The sequence below is a fragment of the Burkholderia sp. AU15512 genome (assembly GCF_002223325.1).
GTDB lineage: Bacteria > Pseudomonadota > Gammaproteobacteria > Burkholderiales > Burkholderiaceae > Burkholderia.
On record NZ_NKEX01000006.1, the window covers coordinates 109,033 to 126,243 of the forward strand.

Below are 17,211 nucleotides of genomic sequence, written 5' to 3' on the forward strand. Positions count from 1 at the left end.
CCGAACGTCATTTTCGAGCGTCAGCAGGCGTTGGGGCTTACTCCGCTCGATATCAATATTTTGATTCACCTCGCTGGTTACTGGTGGAGGCCAGGAGAGTATGCACGCCCGTCCAAGGGCACCTTGGCGCAGGCAATCGGTGTGGCTCCACGCACAATACAAAAGCGAATAATCGTCGATAGATCGCCAAGTGGGGCGAATCCTGCACGACACTCGGCGTGTTGTTTTGATACCGACATGACGCATTATCCAAATGCGATGTAGCGGCCTGATCGACGCGACATCCAAACCGCTTGCGTCGCGGTCTGGCTTGATGCTGAGAGCTCAGCAGTCAGTTCGCATCGGATTTCGCACGAGTCGTGCGAATGCAAGGCTGCCGATCCAGCCAATCACGCCCTCCCGATGGGCGCCTGATACGCCGCTACTTGGCCACCTCGATGAGCCCCGGGGCATCACCACGCCACGTTTGCGGCAGAGGCTGCGCCGGTTCTTCGATGGTGCGGCCGATTCCATCGAGGCTGAACATCCACCGCTCGCAGACAAGCTGGGACGGGCCACGCCGCACTGGATGTGCCACGCGCATGCGACGAACGCATTGGTCAACGGTGCAACGCTCACAACCGTGCGTGATAACCTGCGCCACGCATCGATTTCGACGACCTCAATCTATCTCGACGATGACGAGGTACAGCGCGCGCATCGGATCGAGAGGATCTTCACACGACGGCCGACCGCGTAGCGGCATGTGCGCACGTGTCCAGAGCCCAGCCTGGCGCGGCTTTTGTCCGGGATTTTCCATTTATGGGTATTGGGCGCTTTTAGCCAAAATGGGGTTGCGAAAAACGGCAAAAAACCGCAATCTTGAAGCCGTTCGAATCCGAGTTTTACCCCGTTTCTGCTGATCTCTTTACGCCGATCAACCCCGGCTTCTTTACGGCGATCCGTGAAAACAGGGTCAACAATCGAATGAAAGGATCAAAAAAGACGAAAGTCCGCCTGTATGGTACGTACCGATGGCCACTGCATGTGATACCGCATCAACCTACTTCCTGGGAGGGACTCGATTTATCCCCAGTGTTTGGAAAGACGTTGCCCGGTTTTTGTGCGTACTACGGTAGTGCCGCACTTGACTTCGTCAAGGCGGACGCGGACCTCGGGTACCGACCTGGCCCCACCCGGGTCCCGACACATCAGTTTGCTTATTTCGAGATCACTGCGTATTTTTCGAATCCTGCGACCAACACCAAAAACTCAATTGATCGATGGAAACACGTGGATACATCAGTTCTCGATCTGCGGCAGGGCCGATATCCGCGGTTCCTGTTGCCGATGCTCGAATCTATATTCCAAACCAAGAGTTGGGGTGGCATAGTCACCGCACTGAATGAAGCACCGAATCAGGCGCGAGAAATTGTACTGGCGCTCCCTCATCTTGAGGCAGTGATATTTCCCGTCCAATGTGCAGATCAAGTAACGAGGCTCCTGATGTGGGTGGTTAGCCCCGACCAGGCGGTCGCGACTATTTCACCAACCGCAATAGGATTAGCCTTTACCATTGCTGGGTCTTGACAGTATGCGGTGGAGAAACACCGGTGTGGAGCTCGTCTCCAGATCCGACGAGAAAAGCTTGGGGAATGATTGGTCGACGTCGGCCCGTTGTCGGTCTCGGGAAAGTTGCGATCGCTCGCCCAAGCCCTCCATTCGACGGACCTTGTCAAATAGGACTACGTTACATCGCTACGATGAACGATGTGAATCTTGTTGCCATCCGGATCACGGAGATACGCACCAAAGTACCCCTCGCCATATTGAGGGCGAGGCCCAGGTTCCCCTTCACTCGTTCCGCCCGATTCAAGACCTGCAGCGAATGATGCCGCAACCGCGTCGTTCGACGGGGCGAGGAACGCAACCATGCTTCCATTGCCGACCCCGGCGGGCCGCCCGTCAAACGGCAAGTATGCGTAAAAGCGTGGCAACGGGCGGCCTTGCTCAACCCAGCAAACGGCGACCGGCCCGCCGTCGGGCGTCACTGGTCGACGCTTCAGGCCAAGCGGAGTTAAAAGGGCATCGTAGAATAACGACGCGCGGTTGATGTCGCTAACACCAACGGTGACGTGACTGAACATTTGCAAGTCCTTCGCCGGCGACGAATGTTGCCCGTTGCCCGAATCGCGTAACTGCCGATTCAGGGGTGGTCAAAAGTGATGTGTCGGGCACCGGACATTCAAGAAGGTGGTACTCGGAACTGGCGACGCCGGTCATATCCGCCGGCTCGATCGATCGTTCACGAGGCAACCTGGACCGTTCGTTTTCCGGTGTTGAAGATCACGAAGCTGAGCGTCGCCAAGATCCAGACACCGATCCCCCCATACAGCAAGACAAGACTGAAACCGTGTACGAGGGCCGAGCGAACGATACCGCCCGTATCCAGGTGAGCCAGTTCGGGGAAGCGCGTCTGGAACGACGAAAAATCTCCGGCTGCCACTTTTTCCGCGAGTAGCCGCAATTGAGCCGGCCCCAAGGTTTTGGAAAATGCGTTCGTCAGGTACGACAGCGTTCCACTCAACAAGATAAATCCCATTAGCGCAATATTGATGGCCAGCGAAATCAGGCGGGCGCTCATGTCGATCCCTGACGCCATGCCGGAACGGTTGCTGGGTACGGCCGCTGTGGTCGTGTTGGTGACCGGCGTGATAGTCAATCCCAAACCGATACCGGACAGCGCCAAACCGGGCAGCATCGTCAGCCAACTCGCGTGATCCGCATCGCAACCCAGCCACATCAGCATGAAGCCGAGGCCGATCGTGAACAATCCAAACGGTATGACGATGCGTGGCTGATAGCTGCGAGACAGATGCTCCGCCAGCGGGGGGACCAGAACGGTAGGCAGCGTATAGGCAAGCAGCGAAAGGCCTGCGGGTACTGCTTGGTAGCCCAGCGCGCCCTGAAAATAGATGGGCAGATAGATCATGAATGGCCAGAAGCTGAAATTCATACCCATGGAGCCCATGATCGCCCCCGAGAAATTGGGAATCTTGAACACCGAGAAGTCAAACATTGGCCGCGAAGACAGTTTCTCGACCAGCACGAAAATTGCGAACCCTGCGGCCGTTGCGGCAAGAATCGCGATCGCGGGCGGACTCCAGAAGCCGAGGTCGGATCCTTGCGTGATGTAATAGGTCAATCCAAACACCGACAACGAAAGTGCAATGATTCCCAGTATGTCGAGGCGTTTAGCTTCGGGATCCCGCGATTCCGTCATGCCGCCGAACACCAGACACAGCGTCACAATCGTCAGCGGAACATGGATCAGGAACACCCACTGCCAATTGGACAGTGCGATGATCGCTGCGCCGATGATCGGCCCAAAACCCAAGCCGATGCCGAAAACGATCCCCCACGCGGCGAACGCCCGGCTGCGCTCTCGCCCCTCCTGAAACTGATGCGATAGGATCGCCACGAGGCAGATGAACATCGCGCCCCCGCCCATGCCTTGCAAGAACCGACTTGCGATCAGGATGGACGGGCTCGTTGCCAATCCACACGCCAGCGAGGTAATTCCAAATATCAGCAGGCTGACGACAAAGACGCGTCGTCGCCCGTAGCGATCGGCGAGCGTCCCAACCGCCATCAGAACCGTTGTACAGGCAATGGTATAAGCGTTCATTATCCACTGCATGTCCTTGAAATCCCCGTGCAATACGGTTTCGAGAGCGGGCAGGATGACGGGCACACTCGATATCTCCAGACCGAACATCAGTGCAGCCAAGCAGATTGCCGCCAACGCTACTAGGTTCTTGCTGACATAAGGAATGCGCATCGCGTGTTCTCGGTGAGAAGTGACATCCTGAAGCGTTGCTTTGCGAAACTGAGTAATGTCGATTTGCAGCGCACGGAATAGAACGCGCCTCGCATCACTCGGCTGGATGGGTTGACGACTGTCTTGGACAGTCGAGCACGCATAAATATACGCCCGTCAACCTACGGTCGAGCTTAGCACTCAAATCAGCGCGGTCTCCGGCGCGACAAATGGCTGGTCGATCGACTTCGCGACTTCGCGGTTGGTGATCTTACCGCGAGTGATATTCAGGCCATTCATCAAATGGGGATTTGACAGTAGCGCCTCGTTCAAGCCGAGATCAGCCAACTGAAGAACAAAAGGCAAGGTGGCATTGCTCAATGCATACGTCGAGGTCAGCGGAACCGCGCCGGGCATGTTCGGCACGCAGTAATGCACGATGCCATCCTCGACATAAGTTGGTTCTGCATGCGTGGTCGGTCTGGACGTCTCGAAGCAGCCGCCCTGATCGATCGACACGTCGACCAGCACCGCGCCCCGTTTCATCTGACTCAGCATCGCCCGCGTCACCAGCTTCGGTGACGCTGCTCCCGGCGTAAGCACGCCGCCGATCACCAAGTCCGCATCGCGCAAGTGGCGGATGATCGCGTCCTGAGTCGAATAGGCCGTCTCGATTCGGCTACCGAACTGCACCGTGAGCCGTCGCAACACGTCAAGTGATCGATCGATAACGACCACTCTCGCGCCCATACCGATTGCCATCGCGGCCGCATTCGCACCAACTACCCCTCCTCCCAGCACCACTACCGTGGCAGGTTCAACACCAGGCACACCGCCCAGGAGCAAACCCCGGCCGCCGTTCGCCCGCTCGAGCGCGCGTGCGCCAACCTGGATGGACATGCGTCCGGCCACTTCCGAGCCGCCGGCAAGCAACGGCAACCCTCCTTCGTCCGAGGTCACCGTCTCATACGCAAGGCACGTCGCGCCGCTGGCAGCCAAACTCATCGACAGCTCCCGATCTGCGGCCAGATGCAAGTAACAAAACACGATGTGATGAGGCGCGAACCTGGCCAGTTCGCTCTCCTGCGGCTCCTTTACCTTGACTATCAAGTCGGCGCTGCCGAAAACTTCTTCCCCGCTGGAACCGATCCGCGCCCCTGCGGCAAGATAATCATCGTCGGCGGCGCCGATCCCATGACCCGCTCGCGTTTCGACGATGACCTGATGTCCGCGGGCCGTCGCCTCACGCACGGCGACCGGCGTCATCCCGACACGATATTCGTGGCTCTTGATTTCCTTCGGTACACCAATTCGCATATCGTCCTCCAGTGGCTGGTTGCGCTATACATTCCCAATCACGGTGTGAATTGGAATGATCAATGGCATTGGTGCTGGAGATGACAGCAATATCTCCCTTCCCAATTTTTTGTGATACGTACCTGACAGCGAACAGACTCCAGTTGTACGGCACCTGACATCCTGTCGAGCATCGCAATGCCGATGTCCGCATTGGTCTGCCGGGCCACGAGGGATGACACGTCCTCGGGTCGCGCACCAGCAACACCGTGCAACCCCTCATCGCCGTCGCGACTCACGCAACTTGGCCACCGTGACAGCCTGCCAAACCCGCCCGTCGTCCAAGATCGCTCCTGATGCCAATCTCGCTGCCTTTGAGGCCCGAATCACAACTGCGCGCTGCCGTCACGCACTGTGGAGCCACAGGTTGCACCGCCGCACACTGACGTCATCATCTGACACATCCTTCGTCGTAAACGCCATCAGGCGCGAATTGGCTGGTCGGTCTGCCGCTCCGTTCCCGTAACCGCAACCAGAGAGGGCTCACCGACGTCTTGGCGCATGCGCGTCAAAATCGGCACGTCGCTAGCACCAACCACCGGATACGGCCAGACGATGTCGGGCGGCCGGGCTGCAACCTCATGGTCTGGCCAGTTCGCTACATCACACAATCTTTGGAATGTAATGACTCGATTTGCATTGCGTTTATGCAGCATGCACAGAGCCAACAAGTTTCGCTGTCGGCCTATTGCAGGGTTGTGCAACATTTCTTCTGTAAGACCGTTCAGGCAATTCCACGGAGATGCGCAGATCACGCGTTCATGTTGAGATAGATTTTTCCGCTCATCCACTCTTCGTCGCACTCGGCCAGCAAGGCAGAGACGAGACGAAAGCAGCATGGGGCATTCGGGAAGATCGAGGCGACGCGGGTTTGACGCTTGAACTCGCGATTGATCCGTTTTTTACAGAAAAATGTTGCACAACCCTGCGGCGATTCAATAGTAATGGACCGACCTTAAACTCGGTAGATGAAATTCTTGTATAAGCGTTATTCATCGTGCGCCTTTGTGCATGTCAGCCGGCATAATCGCCATATCTTTGAGACTCAATTACCACAACTCTCCATCTTTCCGATGTACTGGCGAGCCACGCGGAGACGCCGAGCCAACTCAACTTGACTCGACTTTTGACGACGGCGAGATGCAATAAGGGTCACGCTGAACGGTGTTTTTCAGATCAATCGACGTGATCTGGCTGATATGCAAACGCGCCTCGGCAAGTAGGCCGGCCGATCGCCCATCTGCCCAATACGGGCCCGCCACCTTGAACCCTCCTCATCCGAAGAACATTGCGTTGCAGTTTCGGCTGGACAAACCAGAGGGGCTTATAAAACGACCAAATCTCAACCGATCGCGAGGCGCACGGGCTCGCTGCGCGCTAGGTCGAATCGAAAGACCAGGCGGCGGTATAGCCGCATGCTGTATCGAACTCGGAACATTGTCGAACGCGTCATCAATCGCATCAACCATTTCGCCGCGTCTCCACTCGTTACGACAAACTCGCCGGCAACTATCTCGCCTTCGCCGTGCTTGCCTGCGCATTTGGGCCGCTGGTGAGAATGTGAACAGGACCTGGCACGCACAGCGCGTCGACTTCCTGCGTCCTCGAGTTTGCGGTTGGAAGTACGTTGTATTTCATTGGAATCAGGTAGAATCTCTTCGAAAGCTTGTTGACATTGCCTGACTTCCCCACCCGACCATCCGAAGTCCTTGTCGCGGGTTCGTGCCGTTCGTGAACCCGTAAAGGCATCGGCGTGTTTCTCGTCCGGAGTCTTTTGCAGGGTCGATCATGAAGCGAGGAAGCTCCCGCGTGCCGCGCATTTCTCATTCATGGTCGAGGGCCGGCGCGATGTCGGCCACCGTTTTCACCGTGCGGATGTCGAGTGCGACGCGTGGCGATCCCATGGAGACTTCAAGTCACCATGCGTTGGCTAATCGTAATATCGAGCCTGCCATGCGGTTTCCCGCCGAATGGCCCAGCGTTGCCTGGACGCATGGACACCTCCCACCATGTGCGCAAGCGCACCGTTCCGGCTTGAGGGGCGTTTCTCTTCGCCATATCGTGATGCGCCGGCGCCACGGCGCGTACGCCGTCGATTCGTTCGTTATGGCTCCATATGCCGAGCCAGATGTCGAAATCAAGGCTTTTGCATCCATTAAACAAGTGCGCATACCGTAAATGGCGAGCGGTAGCCTCCATCCCGAATCGGTGCTGGACGACTGATCGCCATGTCGTCGATTCATTCGGGAATTGGGGGTTTTGAATTGCCCGGATCTTTAATATGCCGGGATTGGTTGTTAATTCGAATATCACCTCCATTGCGAATTCCAATATGTGAGAGATCTATGTCCGAGATCGGAAGTCACCTTATTCAGATGAGCACATTCGTCAGAATAGTCGAGGCGGGTAGCCTGTCCGTGGCAGCCAAGCAGTTGAACACGAGCCAACCAACCGTAAGCCGTCATCTCAGGGCGCTCGAGAATCACCTGGAGACGCAACTGCTGATCCGCTCCACGCATGGCATGAACCTCACGGAGGCGGGGAAGCGCTATTACGAATATGCGCGAGGTCTGATTGGACAGATGGCGGAGTTCGAGGAGGAGATGCGGGGACAGGCGTTCGTGTCGAGCGGCACGTTGAGAGTCGTCGTGCCGACCGCGATCGGGCAGGAGTGGCTGATCGAACTCGCGGATCAGTATCTCAAGGCGTGCCCGGAGATGCGGCTCGAATGGCGACTGAGCGACGGCTCCGTGAACTTCGAGGAGGATGCGATCGATTGCGTTATCCGGGCAGGCGAACCGGAAAAGAATTCCTACGTGGCGCGCCCCCTGGGCGAGTTGCGCCGGGTGCTGGCAGCCGCCCCGTCCGTCGTTCGCGGCTATGGGGAGATTCTCACCCCGGAAGACCTGAGCAAGCTGCCCTGGATCGCCATGACGTCGTACTACATCAACGGCATCGATCTGCGCGATCGCTCCGACCGGATCAAGCGCGTCGAGATCTCTCCGCGATTCGCGCTGGATCACGTGCTCGGCGCCAAGGTCGCGGCGCGCCTCGGCATCGGTGCGGTGCTCATCTCGGAGTGGATGGTGCTCGCCGATTTCGACGACGGGAAGCTGGTGAGGCTGCTGCCCGACTGGTGGGGCACGTCGTTGCCGCTCTACGCCGTGTATCCCAAGGCAAAATTCTATCCGGCCAAGCTCAGGCAGTTCGTCGGCATTGCCGAGGACGTGGTGGCGAGGCATCTCGGCCGGGCACAAGTGCTGGCCGAGCGGATGCGCACGCGAGAGCTCGAACAACCGATCGAGGGGCGGTGAGCATGGCGTGACGGAACGATCGGCGTCGGGCGGAATGCGCCGATCGCGTGCGAATCGACGAAAAAAACCATTGACATCGCGCGGGTTCGTTGCTCGCTCGAGACGCATGCGCGTGCTCACCCGAGGAGATTCGAGACTCTCGAGGCATGACTGTCTGGAACGCCTAGCCATGCCTCGGGCGAGCGCCTACAGTATGACCAGCTTGATGGCATCGTGATGCGTGGCGGTTCGGTCACGTCTAGGACGCGCGCGCTGCGAAGGCGGTCTCGCGTGACCCTGTTCCTTGCATGGACAAGCCCGGGGTGTCAGCGCCCCGCTCGTATCGGGGCTGACGGCGTTCGGGCGTCGATCTAGCCACGCAACCACGAAGCGAAGAGGTTGCAGTGGCGTTCCAATGCATCGTATCGATAGCGGACCCGCTCAGGAGCCCACATGTTAGATGTTGAAGCCGCCCGCATGCTCGTCCGCTACAACGCATGGGCGGACCGGATACTGTTCGATGCATTGGCGGCCGTTCCCGTGGAAGAAGTTCATCGATCGAGAGTCACGCTGTTCGGCTCGGTCATCGGGACGCTGAATCACAACTATCAGGTGGATCTCATCTGGAAAGCCCACCTGCAAGGCAAGGCGCATGGATTCACTTCCCGGCGCGACATGCTGTATCCCGATCTGGGCGAACTGCGCGCGGCGCAGTCCGGGGTGAACGAATGGCTCGGCGCGTGGGTCGAGGTCCAGCGGGAACGGGATCTCGCCGAAGTCATCCCGATCCGTTTCATTTCGGGACGAACCACCCGCATGCAGCGCGGCGCGGTGCTGCTGCATATTTGCAATCACAAGACCTACCATCGCGGTTGGGTGGGGCAGATGTTCTACGAGTTCGACGCGGATCCGCCCGATATGGATCTGTCGGTGTATTTGTGTGAATGAGCGCGTCGGCGCGGGCGATATGCATGCGTCTAGTTCTTGCAATGCGGGGTGGCCGGGCGCGTCGACGCGGTTCGCGCACGCCATTGGATTGAATTTCTGTTCGTACGCTACACCGATATTCGGTTTGGGCGCATGCCATTCATCGACATCAATGCCGATGGTCGGGTATATGGAGACACTCCCATCAAGCCGATCGGGCCAGGCAAGCGTGATCAGATATCCCTTGGCGCGATGATTCCTCGTTCCGCGCGCGTTCAAGGCTGCATAGTAGAACAGAGCAATGCGCGGAATCGATCCAGGATGACCGGCCACCACCCATCCAGCTGCGGACGCGATCGCTGCATTTCGCGATTCCGTCGCTGCAGTCTCCTTCAAGCGGCGACACTCGTCGCTTTCCGGAAATAATCCCCACATCTTCAATGAAGCGTGCAGCGTTCGCGCGTGCACTTCAGCATCGCGTCCTGAATCACGCAGTGTTGCTCGATTCAACGAGCAGATGGCGACGCTACCTGAATTTATGCAAGGCGATGTTTCGTGAATAACATTTATGCGCAAACTTCGCCTACCGAACTGGTGGACGATCCATTAGTATCGGTTCACCAAGGCGCAGGATTCGTTCGCGCATTGTGTCGAGAGGTGAGTAGATCGATGGCATCGTCCCGATGACTCGAGACGATCGAGGCGAGGCGAGACCGGATCGTGACCGAGTGGCGTCATCCGCCGAGCAACCATTGAGAGATTCCCGCTGACGAGTACTTGACGACGCACATGCTCCTCATGTGCGGCGCTTGTTGTTTCCTGATTCGTCGAGACGTAGAGAATCGTCATCCGAATTCGTTTTATTCTACGGTATCCTAATTGATGGATATCGGAGATGAATCGTGCTTTTCGGTCGAAATGAAGATTAAGGAGCGATCCATTGAATCTGAACCAAGTTTCGTCGAATCGAGAGTTGAGGCACGCTGCGATTCAGCCTGAATCGGATTGGGAAGAAATCCACGCACGGACCGATGGTTCGCATGTCGCGGCGGTTCAGACGTGTCGCGCCATCTTGAGCGTGACGGTCGATCCGTGCCGGATGTCGGCGCATGCGGAGCATTACGTCCGGCAGAAACAGGACGAAGCCATGGCGGGGCAATCCCATTGGGTCGACGAATGCGCGAGCCTGACGGCCGAGGCATTTGAGGCGAGTCTCGACGCCATGGCGGCGTCTGCGGAGCTGCCATGGGACGCCGGCGCGAACACGGATGATGTCGTCCGGTTCGTGTTGATGCAATGCGCGCCGCGCGAACTCCTGCGTGGCGCGCTGCTGCAGAACTTTTGCAATGCGTCGAATTCCCACGAGGTCATCGCGAGCCTCGTGCATCGTCTACACGCGATGCAAGTCGGCGATGGCCAGATACGGGAGAATTCCGCGAATCTCTACCGCCTGCTGTTGTCGCAGTACGGTCTCGATGCGCCCGATGTGTTGTCGGAAAAGTTCTTCGCGCATCCCGACATCGTTGCATCGTCATGGGATCTGCCTGCGTATCAGTTGAGCTTGTCCTTGTTTCCGAAGCGGTTCGACGCCGAGCTTTTCGGCGCGGCGTTATTCGACGTATCGGAAACGATCGCGAAGCCATTGACGCGGCTGGCCGGCGTGTCGAACAGCCCTTACATCCAGCACAAGCGTGCGGTGCGTGATGAGTTGAACCGGGTCGTCCGGCAGGTGATCGCGCATGCGCTGGCGCGGCAGACAGGGGATGGCGCGCCAGCCGCCGCTGTCGCGTACCGCCGGCGGATCCTGACGGGATTCCGGACCTCCGCGCTGTGCTCGACCGCGTGGCAGCACGCCTTGCGGACCTTGCTCGACGGCGAGTACCTCGCGCCGCGCAGCGCCATGATCCGGCTGATCGAGCGCAAGGGCATCCATGCGGTTGGCTACCATGAGCGATTGAAGGTAGGCGAGGCCGCATTCGATCGTCTGATCATCGACGATCCGTCGGCCTTCGTCCGCGCCCTCGAACGCTCACGATGGATCGCGCCGGGACATCCGGAAAAGAGCCTGTTGATCACGAAGCTGATCGAGTTCGGCGGACCGATGTTCCGGGTGTTCTCGGATTCCGAGATCGAGACGATTCGAAAATGGATCACAGCCATTCCCGACGATACAGCGACGCGCACCAGTACGTCGCTCTCGATCGGGCGAAGCGTCGGGGGCGGGGCGCGGTTCCCGGGCCGCGATGCTCCGCGTGGCGTCGGCATGCATCCCGACGCCACGGGCGAGGCTGCGGCGGCCCGGTTGTGCGCGCGCGCGATGTACACGAAGCTCCTCAACAACGAGCAGGATCCGGGCACGCATCGAGACGCGAGACATTTCGCGCGGTGCTGGCTGGCGAGAAGCGCGGCGGGCATGACGCGCGACGACAGCGCGATCCCGTTCGAGACTTACTCCCGCGACAGGCTGCGGAGCTGGTTCGACGAGAAGACCGTGGCGCAGCTGAGAAGCTATGCGGAATCGGATCGAACCGTTCAGAAGACGCGCGAGGAGGTCGTGGACGAAGCCCTGCAGCTGTGCCCGATGATTTTCATCGATGGGGCCTGGCTGCAGAAGTGGGGAAATGTCGGCCTGGTGGAAACGCAGATCGGATCGCATCTGTTCAAGATATACGCCGATGAGATCGGAAACGGGAACGTCGACTGGAACCACCCCAACATATACCGGAATCTGATTGGCCAGATGGGCGTCGATCTTCCGGATTTCAGAACGCCGGAATTCGCGCAGTGGCCGGGCTTTCGCGATTCGGCGTTCGACGTGCCCGTCTTCTGGCTGAGCATCGCGCTGTTTCCGCGCACGTATCTCGCGGAAACGCTGGGCCTGAATCTCGCGATGGAACTATCCGGCGTCGGCGGCTCGTACAAGACCGCGCACGACGAGCTTCGGCATTACGGATTCAGCACCCTGTTCGTCGATCTGCACAACACGATCGACAACGTATCGACCGGGCACTCGGCGCTGGCGCTGGAAGCGATCGAGCTGCACATGGACGAAGCGGTGCGAACCGGCGACGCGCGGCTGGTCGCCGAAAGATGGCGCAGGGTCTGGACCGGGTACCGGGCATTGACGCCGCGCGCGAGGAAGTGGGCGGAGATATTCAAGCCCGCTGTATACGCCTACTGACTTTATCTTCCCAATACATCGAGAGTCCCGCCAATGACTTCATACATCGTGGGTTTGTCCGCCTACTACCATGATAGTGCGGTTGCGTTGCTGGCCGATGGAGAGATCCTGGGCGCGGCGCAGGAGGAACGCTTCACCCGAATCAAGCAGGACAAGAACTATCCTGCCCATGCACTCGATTTTTGCCTGAGGCGCGCGAACATCTCGATCGGCGACGTGGAGAAGATTTTCTACTACGAGAATCCGAAGAAGAAGCTGCGGCGCATCATGTCGACCTATCTCCATTTCGGTCTTCCGGGCTATCGCTCGTTCGTTTCCGAACTGCCGTCCTGGCTCTTCGAAAAGGTCAACGTCAAGAAGACCCTGTCCAGGGAGCTGATGAGGCAATTCGGCGCGAATGCACCCTTGCCGCCGATCGAATACATCGACCATCACGTCTCGCATGCCGCCGCGGCATTCTTCCCGAGCCCGTTCCCGCGCGCGGCCGTGCTGTGCATCGACGGAGTCGGGGAGTGGGCCACGACTTCGGCGTGGATCGGTGATGGAAACGCGATCAACCCGGTATGGGATATCGAATTTCCGCATTCCTTGGGACTCCTCTATTCGGCGATCACTTATTTCTGCGGCTTCAAGGTGGATTCCGGCGAATACAAGCTGATGGGCCTCGCGCCCTACGGCGAGCCCCGTTACGCGAAGACGATCCGCGACCATCTCATCGACGTCAAGCCGGACGGCAGCTTCTGGCTGAACATGGCGTATTTCGACTATGCGGTCGGGGACTGCATGATCAGCCCGAAATTCGAGCAGTTGTTCGGCGGACCCCGGCGCAAACCGGAGGCGTTGATCACCAAGCGCGAATTCGACCTGGCGGCGTCCATCCAGCTCGTGCTCGAGGAGACCTTGATCCTGCTCGCGAAATCGGTGCGGATGCAGAGCGGGCAGAAGGCGCTGTGCCTGGCGGGCGGCGTCGCGCTGAATTGCGTCGCGAACGGCAGGCTGCTGAAGACACGCATCTTCGACGACATCTGGGTCCAGCCGGCCGCGGGCGACAGCGGCGGCGCATTGGGCGCCGCGCTGGCCGGCTGGCACGGCGAGAAGAAGCAGCCGCGCAAGCTCGCCGCCGGCCGCGACTCGATGAAGTCCGCGCTGCTCGGCTCGAGCTATGACGACGCCGAGATCGAGACGGCGTTGACGGCCTGCGGCGCGGTGTTCCGGCGCGTGGACGAACAGGCGATGTACGACGAGGTGGCGGATCTGCTGGCGCAGGGCAACGTGGTCGGATGGTTCCAGGGAGCGATGGAGTTCGGCCCGCGTTCCCTGGGCGCGCGGGCGATTCTCGGCGATGCGCGCAACCTCACGATGCAAAGCGTGCTCAACCTGAAGATCAAGAATCGCGAGTCGTTTCGCCCCTTCGCGCCGGCTGTTCTCGAGGAACATGCATCGCAGTGGTTCCAGACGGATGGGCCGAGCCCCTACATGCTCTTCGTGGTCGGCGTCGAGGAGTCGCGTCGCCGGGCGTTGACTCAGCAGGAGAAGGCGCTGGACGGCATCGAGTTGCTCAAGTGCATCCGGTCGAGCATTCCCGCCGTGACGCACGTCGACTATTCCGCACGCGTGCAGACCGTGGGAAAGAGCGGCAACGTGCCGTTCCGGCGCCTGCTGGAGACCTTCTACCAACAGACCGGCTGCCCCGTGCTCGTGAACACGTCTTTCAACGTGCGCGGCGAGCCGATTGTCGAAAGCCCCGAAAACGCCTACCTCTGCTTCATGAGAACACAGATGGATTATCTGGTGATCGGGCGGTACATCCTGCGCAAAACGGATCAGGCGGAACTGATCGAGGAAAAGGACTGGCGCGAGGAATTCGCGCTGGATTGATGTCGAGGCGCGTCGCCTCTCGTCGACGCGACGATTCGAGTAGGGAGTTCCCATGGTGACAATCAACAGCTTGATCAGATGGCTCGCGTTCTCCGTGTTGTTCGTGGTCGTGGTCGTGCCGCTCGGAACGCTGTTCCGGACATTCAACGATCGTCACAGGATACGTCTGCCTGTGTCGAGCGAGACGTATTTCAATTTCAGGCGGTAGTGCAGTGTCGACATGCATGGGCGGGACAGGCTGATCCCTCCATTTATCCAATCGATATTCTGACGAGGCAACCTTGAAAAAAATGACGCCGGAGCAAGCGCTGGAGGAGGTGTATCGGCTGACGCCGCAGATGAAGATCTACGACGACTTCATCTCCGAGGTGCGTTGGCTTCCGTACACCATGTTCTTCCATCCCGCGAATTATCGTTCGGAAGTCGTCAACACCGATTCGCTCGGCTTTCGCGACAGTCCCTGGAACGGCCGCAGCCTCAGTGTCGGCGCGCTGCCCGAGACGGGACCCATCAATCTGCTCGTGGGCGGCTCGAACGTCGTTGGCACGGGCGCCACGCACGACGCCTACACGACGTCGGCGTGCCTGTCCGAGATCACGCGCGAGGCTTGGCTCAATTTCGGCAGCCGCGGCTACAACTCGATTCAGGAGGCGTTGCTGTTCCTCATGCATCGGCATCGTTTCGACGATCGCCTCAAGCGGGTGGTCATCCTGAGCGGGATGAACACGCTCACGCTGGAGGGACTGCCGGACAGCCTATCGTCCGATCACGGGCGCTTCTACTACTCCTACGAGTACACCCAGTACATGAACAAGTACTCGCAGGATCTCCGGCGACGCAGCGGCGGCGGGACCCAGGCGGGCGCGAAGAAGGGCGTGCTGGGCAGGCTGACCAACTTGATCGAGGAGTACGTGGACGACGGCGATCCGACCGCGACCGTGATCGACGACCGCGACAGTCCCGCCGAGGAGCGGCTGCGGCGCGCGTCCGGTGAAATCGTCAGATCGGCGGCGTTGTGGAAGGAACTGCTGGCGCCGTTCGGGGTGAAGCCCGTTTTCGTGCTGCAGCCCCTGACGTACTGGAGCAAGGATCACATGACGCCGTTCGAGAACGAGATCTTCAATGCCATCGACAGTTGTCCGAACAATTTCTGGCGGCTGTTCGGGAAGATCCTGGGCAAGGAAGTCCATCGCCCGTTCTCGACGCTGATCGCGGACGGCTGCCGCGAGGCCGGCGTCGATTATTTCGACATGAACGATCTGCTCAAGGATTCGCCGCTGGCGCACGAGGATCTGTTCGTCGACCGGGTTCACTGCACGGATCAGGGCTATGCGGAAATCGCCCGCCTGATCCAACACCACATCATTTCCTGAGATTGTCCACAAAGAGGCCCGACCATGAACCCGAGAAGCCATGCTGACACGCGCGCCATGAACGGTGGCGCGCAACGGAAACAGAACCTGCTGATCGCCTTGATCAGGAAGCTGTTCTCGAAGAAAAAGAAAGCGAGCAACTCCATCTATCCGCTGAGGTAAGGGGCAAGCCGGAGCGCACCTCGTCAATCGCATTCGACAGCCATTCAAGGACATCGAAACATGAAGAAATTCGCCATTTTGAGTGATGGATACGCCAGTGCGCGGCTCCGGCAAGCTGGGGAGGACGTCGAGATCCTGTCGGTTGACGAGATCGTCCGGCGGGACATTTCGTTCGGCGTCGACGACATCCTGTATGTCCCATCGGAGGATGGATTGAATCTGGTCGCGGCGCGCAGCGAAAGCGCGCCGATCAGACGCGCCATCGGCCTGTTCAAGGACAAGTGCGCGTTCAGGACGAAGGTGGCGACGCTGTTTCCCGATTTCTTTTACGCGGAATGCGCGACGGGCGACATCGGGAAGCTCGATCTGAATTTCGATGACGGCAGGAAGTTCGTGATCAAACCGCGCCGGGGGTATTACGCGACGGGGGTGCGGGAGATCGATCATCGCAGCGATCTGAACGCGGTGCAACGCGACATTCAGGCCGAGCTGGCCGAGCGCGGACGCTACTACCCGGACAGCATGCTGTCGGGGAACGCCGTCATCGTCGAGGAATTCATCGGCGAGGACATCAGGAATTCGCTGTCACTGGAGTCGTGCGAACTGGCGGCGGATCTCTTCTACGACCGGGAAGGCGTGCCGCGCATCGTGGGTTTGTACCATCATCCCCACCCGACGCGCGCCGCCTATTTCCACACCCTGTATTACTCGAATGCGGAGATCTTCCGGCGCTATGCGGGCAAGGTCATTGAGTTCTTCACGGCGCTGCAGGGCCTCGGGCTGGACCTTCGATCGTTTCCGATGCATGCGGAGTTCAAGGTCCATCGCGGCGCGTTGGTGCCGATCGAGGTTAACCCGTATCGGTTCGGCGGATACGGTCTGGCCGATCTGATGTACTACGTCGCTGGAATCAACCCGTATCGGGCCTTTTTCGAGGGGGAAAATCTCGCCCCGGAAGCGGTCTGGCAGGGCAAGACCGAGAGCTATGCCTGCGTGGTCGGCTACAACGGCGAGGGCATGGTGACGAAGGATCACGTTCCGGACCACGAGGCGTTCAAGGATTTTCTCGCGCCGGGTCTGCTGTATTACGAGCCGCTCGATCATACCAACTGTCCGCTCTTCGGCATCTCGTACATCAAGCGGCCGCAGGTGGACACATTGAAGCCCGTTCTCGAGGTGGACTACCGGAAATTCTTCTCGCCGGTGCCGGTGCCGGTGGGCGACTGAGACGCACGGCTGAGG

At 59.1% G+C, this 17,211-nt stretch carries 12 protein-coding genes and 3 pseudogenes; 10 read left to right on the top strand and 5 right to left on the bottom strand.

Features of this window, described 5'->3' with window-relative positions; genetic code table 11:
- Positions 1-385: 385 nt before the first annotated feature.
- Together CFB43_RS19825 and CFB43_RS37830 are read left to right on the top strand one after the other, a co-directional pair.
- Positions 386-739, top strand: a pseudogene (locus tag CFB43_RS19825) (integrase); the annotation flags it as partial.
- Between the two features lie 122 nt (positions 740-861).
- On the top strand, positions 862-1,569 hold the full coding sequence (locus CFB43_RS37830) for a hypothetical protein (RefSeq protein ID WP_144023075.1): 708 nt from the start codon (positions 862-864) through the stop codon (positions 1,567-1,569).
- A gap of 155 nt (positions 1,570-1,724) precedes the next feature.
- Here CFB43_RS37830 and CFB43_RS19835 read toward each other — a convergent pair whose 3' ends face one another.
- The 4 genes and pseudogenes from CFB43_RS19835 to CFB43_RS37835 form a co-directional block, all read right to left on the bottom strand.
- Positions 1,725-2,126: a VOC family protein gene (locus CFB43_RS19835; protein WP_089496246.1), complete on the bottom strand. Its 402-nt coding sequence runs from the start codon at positions 2,124-2,126 to the stop codon at positions 1,725-1,727.
- A gap of 158 nt (positions 2,127-2,284) precedes the next feature.
- Positions 2,285-3,820 carry an MFS transporter gene (locus CFB43_RS19840; RefSeq protein WP_089496247.1) on the bottom strand — a complete coding sequence of 512 codons (1,536 nt, stop codon included), beginning with the start codon at positions 3,818-3,820 and terminating at the stop codon, positions 2,285-2,287.
- Positions 3,821-4,000: 180 nt separating this feature from the next.
- Positions 4,001-5,116 carry an alanine dehydrogenase gene (gene ald, locus CFB43_RS19845; protein WP_089496248.1) on the bottom strand — a complete coding sequence of 372 codons (1,116 nt, stop codon included), beginning with the start codon at positions 5,114-5,116 and terminating at the stop codon, positions 4,001-4,003.
- Positions 5,117-5,906: 790 nt separating this feature from the next.
- A pseudogene (locus CFB43_RS37835) lies at positions 5,907-6,056 on the bottom strand (transposase); the annotation flags it as partial.
- 478 nt (positions 6,057-6,534) lie between these two features.
- On the opposite strand from CFB43_RS37835, the pseudogene CFB43_RS19850 reads away from it, so the two are divergent.
- Positions 6,535-6,719 (top strand): annotated as a pseudogene (locus tag CFB43_RS19850) (IS5/IS1182 family transposase); the annotation flags it as partial.
- A gap of 347 nt (positions 6,720-7,066) precedes the next feature.
- On the opposite strand, the gene CFB43_RS38435 reads toward CFB43_RS19850, so the two are convergent.
- Positions 7,067-7,474, bottom strand: a complete 408-nt coding sequence (locus CFB43_RS38435; RefSeq protein WP_179254868.1) for a hypothetical protein — start codon at positions 7,472-7,474, stop codon at positions 7,067-7,069.
- A 26-nt stretch (positions 7,475-7,500) separates the two neighbouring features.
- Here CFB43_RS38435 and CFB43_RS19855 point away from each other — a divergent pair, with 26 nt between their 5' ends.
- From CFB43_RS19855 to CFB43_RS19880, 7 genes are all read left to right on the top strand, one after another.
- Positions 7,501-8,469, top strand: a complete 969-nt coding sequence (locus CFB43_RS19855; protein ID WP_179254869.1) for a LysR family transcriptional regulator — start codon at positions 7,501-7,503, stop codon at positions 8,467-8,469.
- Between the two features lie 432 nt (positions 8,470-8,901).
- Entirely contained in the window at positions 8,902-9,396 is a 495-nt protein-coding gene (locus CFB43_RS19860; RefSeq protein WP_089496250.1) for a DinB family protein, read from the top strand.
- Positions 9,397-10,315: 919 nt separating this feature from the next.
- Positions 10,316-12,556 (top strand): iron-containing redox enzyme family protein, encoded by a 2,241-nt coding sequence (locus CFB43_RS19865; protein ID WP_144023076.1) that lies wholly within the window; start codon positions 10,316-10,318, stop codon positions 12,554-12,556.
- Between the two features lie 33 nt (positions 12,557-12,589).
- The gene (locus CFB43_RS19870) at positions 12,590-14,434 is read left to right on the top strand and encodes a carbamoyltransferase family protein (RefSeq protein ID WP_089496252.1); all 1,845 of its coding nucleotides are present in this window, start codon (positions 12,590-12,592) and stop codon (positions 14,432-14,434) included.
- Between the two features lie 290 nt (positions 14,435-14,724).
- The gene (locus tag CFB43_RS19875; protein WP_089496253.1) at positions 14,725-15,807 is read left to right on the top strand and encodes an SGNH/GDSL hydrolase family protein; all 1,083 of its coding nucleotides are present in this window, start codon (positions 14,725-14,727) and stop codon (positions 15,805-15,807) included.
- A gap of 24 nt (positions 15,808-15,831) precedes the next feature.
- Positions 15,832-15,969 carry a hypothetical protein gene (locus tag CFB43_RS38440; protein ID WP_179254870.1) on the top strand — a complete coding sequence of 46 codons (138 nt, stop codon included), beginning with the start codon at positions 15,832-15,834 and terminating at the stop codon, positions 15,967-15,969.
- Between the two features lie 60 nt (positions 15,970-16,029).
- Positions 16,030-17,196, top strand: coding sequence for an ATP-grasp domain-containing protein (locus tag CFB43_RS19880; protein WP_089496254.1), 1,167 nt, complete (start codon positions 16,030-16,032; stop codon positions 17,194-17,196).
- The last annotated feature ends 15 nt before the right edge of the window (positions 17,197-17,211 follow it).

What these genes read in the sequence shown, in the direction of transcription:
- CFB43_RS19880 (WP_089496254.1), top strand. Translation starts at nt 16,030, where the DNA reads ATGAAGAAATTCGCCATTTTGAGTGATGGATACGCCAGTGCGCGGCTC.
- ald (WP_089496248.1), bottom strand. Translation starts at nt 5,116, where the DNA reads ATGCGAATTGGTGTACCGAAGGAAATCAAGAGCCACGAATATCGTGTC.
- CFB43_RS19855 (WP_179254869.1), top strand. Translation starts at nt 7,501, where the DNA reads ATGTCCGAGATCGGAAGTCACCTTATTCAGATGAGCACATTCGTCAGA.
- CFB43_RS19840 (WP_089496247.1), bottom strand. Translation starts at nt 3,820, where the DNA reads ATGCGCATTCCTTATGTCAGCAAGAACCTAGTAGCGTTGGCGGCAATC.
- CFB43_RS19875 (WP_089496253.1), top strand. Translation starts at nt 14,725, where the DNA reads ATGACGCCGGAGCAAGCGCTGGAGGAGGTGTATCGGCTGACGCCGCAG.
- CFB43_RS38435 (WP_179254868.1), bottom strand. Translation starts at nt 7,474, where the DNA reads ATGGAGGTGATATTCGAATTAACAACCAATCCCGGCATATTAAAGATC.
- CFB43_RS19860 (WP_089496250.1), top strand. Translation starts at nt 8,902, where the DNA reads ATGTTAGATGTTGAAGCCGCCCGCATGCTCGTCCGCTACAACGCATGG.
- CFB43_RS19870 (WP_089496252.1), top strand. Translation starts at nt 12,590, where the DNA reads ATGACTTCATACATCGTGGGTTTGTCCGCCTACTACCATGATAGTGCG.
- CFB43_RS38440 (WP_179254870.1), top strand. Translation starts at nt 15,832, where the DNA reads ATGAACCCGAGAAGCCATGCTGACACGCGCGCCATGAACGGTGGCGCG.
- CFB43_RS19835 (WP_089496246.1), bottom strand. Translation starts at nt 2,126, where the DNA reads ATGTTCAGTCACGTCACCGTTGGTGTTAGCGACATCAACCGCGCGTCG.